This is a genomic window from Acidiphilium sp. PM, from assembly GCF_000219295.1.
In the GTDB taxonomy this organism is placed as follows: domain Bacteria; phylum Pseudomonadota; class Alphaproteobacteria; order Acetobacterales; family Acetobacteraceae; genus Acidiphilium; species Acidiphilium multivorum.
On sequence record NZ_AFPR01000331.1, the window covers coordinates 1 to 1,815 of the forward strand.

Annotated in this window: 4 protein-coding genes and 1 pseudogene; all 5 read left to right on the top strand. The window is 69.6% G+C overall.

What is annotated here, in order from left to right:
* A pseudogene (locus APM_RS20410) lies at window positions 1-396 on the top strand (hypothetical protein); the annotation flags it as partial.
* Window positions 396-599, top strand: coding sequence for an acetyl-CoA carboxylase biotin carboxyl carrier protein subunit (locus tag APM_RS22680; protein WP_007423701.1), 204 nt, complete (start codon window positions 396-398; stop codon window positions 597-599). The pseudogene APM_RS20410 and the gene APM_RS22680, both read left to right, overlap by 1 nt.
* Before the next feature lie 15 nt (window positions 600-614).
* On the top strand, window positions 615-914 hold the full coding sequence (locus APM_RS12280) for a putative quinol monooxygenase (protein ID WP_007423702.1): 300 nt from the start codon (window positions 615-617) through the stop codon (window positions 912-914).
* Between the two features lie 145 nt (window positions 915-1,059).
* Window positions 1,060-1,536, top strand: a complete 477-nt coding sequence (gene rpsF, locus APM_RS12285; protein ID WP_007423703.1) for a 30S ribosomal protein S6 — start codon at window positions 1,060-1,062, stop codon at window positions 1,534-1,536.
* A gap of 3 nt (window positions 1,537-1,539) precedes the next feature.
* Window positions 1,540-1,815, top strand: a 276-nt coding sequence (rpsR, locus tag APM_RS12290) for a 30S ribosomal protein S18 (RefSeq protein ID WP_007423704.1), incomplete at its 3' end; no start/stop codon positions are given.

The window sequence follows — 1,815 nt, forward strand, 5'->3', positions numbered from 1 at the left end:
GGCGCATCGCTGGCTGGCCACGCTGCCGCAAAGCGGCGATCCTTCCGATCCGTGGTCGCCCTGGGCGACGCGCGCGGCCTGGCGGCTGAATGGCGAGCGTTTCCGGATGTCGTGATCGAGGATGGCGAGGCCACGCACCATCTGCGCCTGCATCCGCGCGACGAGCGGCATTTCCGCCTCGACCACGCGGGGCGGGAGGTCTTCGTTTGCGTCGATGCGGCCGGCGAGGATGAAGTGTCGGTCGAGATCGACGGTATCGTCGCGCGGCTGGGCACGAGCGGCCAGGGGGGACGGATCGCGTTTTTGCCGATGGCGCGCGCCACGTGCTGGCCGTCGCCGATCCGCACCGCGCGGCGGGCGAGGCGGACGGCGCGGCGGCGCGGGTCACCAGCGTGATGCCGGGCAAGGTCGTGGAACTCGCCGTCGCCGCGGGCAGCGCGGTGCGCGAGGGTGATCTGCTCGCGGTGATCGAGGCGATGAAGGTGCAGTTCCGCATCACCGCCCCGCGGGACGGGGTGATCGCCGCCCTCCATTGCGCGGTGGGCGACCTGATCGAGGACGGCGCCGAACTCATGGCGTTCGCCACCGATACGGACTGAAGGAAAGGACTCGAAATGCTGTGCATCATGGGAACGATCAGGCTGCCGGCCGACCGGATGGCGGCGGCGCGGGCGCCGATGGCGGCCATGATCGCGGCCACGCGGGACGAGGCGGGCTGCCTCGAATACGCCTTCGCCGAAGACGTGCTTGATCCCGGGCTGATTCGCGTCAGCGAGCGGTGGACCGATCAGCAGGCGCTCGACGCTCATGCCGCCTCGGCGCATATGCGGGCCTGGCGCGCGGCGCTGCGGGAGATCGGCGTGCTCGATCGCGACCTGACGCTCTACGACATCGGTCATCCCCGCCCGCTCTGATCGTGCCGCTTGCCATCCGTCGGGGATTGTGCGATTGCCCGCTCTTCCCTGCCGGGCGGATGGCATTTCGCCCGGCTATGCCCGTTTCCATGGGGGAAATAGGCGCTCACCGGCGCCGGGGCTGAAACCAACCACAGGGGGACATATGCCGCTATACGAATGCGTGCTGATCGCGCGCAGTGAAATCACGCAGCAGCAGGTCGACACCATTGCCGACGCGGTGACCGCCCAGGTCGAGAGCGAAAGCGGCGCGGTGAAGAAGCGCGAATACTGGGGCCTGCGCAATCTCGCCTACCGCATCAAGAAGAACCGCAAGGGCCATTACGTCCTGCTCGGGCTCGATGCCGAACCGGCGACGATCAGCGAGATGGAGCGCCAGCTCGGCCTGAACGAGGACGTGTTGCGCTTCATGACCGTGCGCGTCGAGGACATCGACGAGGCGCCGTCCGCGCCGCTCGCGCGCCGCGGCGAGGACCGTGATCGCGACCGCGGGTTCCGCGGGCCGAAGCCCGCCGGCCGCTTCGATTCGGGCCGCCGGCGCGGCGCCGATGATCGCGAGGAATACCGGGCGCGCGACGAGTATCGTTCGGACCGCGACGAAGATCAGAACGAGGAGAACTGAGCCATGTCCGACAGCATCGAGACCGCGCCGGTCAATACCCCGGCCGCCCGTCGCACCGCGGTCGGCGCGCGCCGTCCGTTCTACCGCCGCCGCAAGGCCTGCCCGTTCTCCGGCCCGAACGCGCCGAAGATCGATTACAAGGACGTCCGGCTGCTGTCGCGCTTCCTCTCGGAGCGCGGCAAGATCGTGCCGAGCCGCATCACCGCCGTTTCGGCCAAGAAGCAGCGCGAACTCGCGCGCGCCATCAAGCGCGCCCGCTTCCTCGCCCTGCCNNCCCCG

Excerpts from the sequence above, each read along its gene's own strand:
- APM_RS22680 (WP_007423701.1), top strand. The coding sequence starts at position 396 with ATGCCGGGCAAGGTCGTGGAACTCGCCGTCGCCGCGGGCAGCGCGGTG.
- APM_RS12280 (WP_007423702.1), top strand. The coding sequence starts at position 615 with ATGCTGTGCATCATGGGAACGATCAGGCTGCCGGCCGACCGGATGGCG.
- rpsF (WP_007423703.1), top strand. The coding sequence starts at position 1,060 with ATGCCGCTATACGAATGCGTGCTGATCGCGCGCAGTGAAATCACGCAG.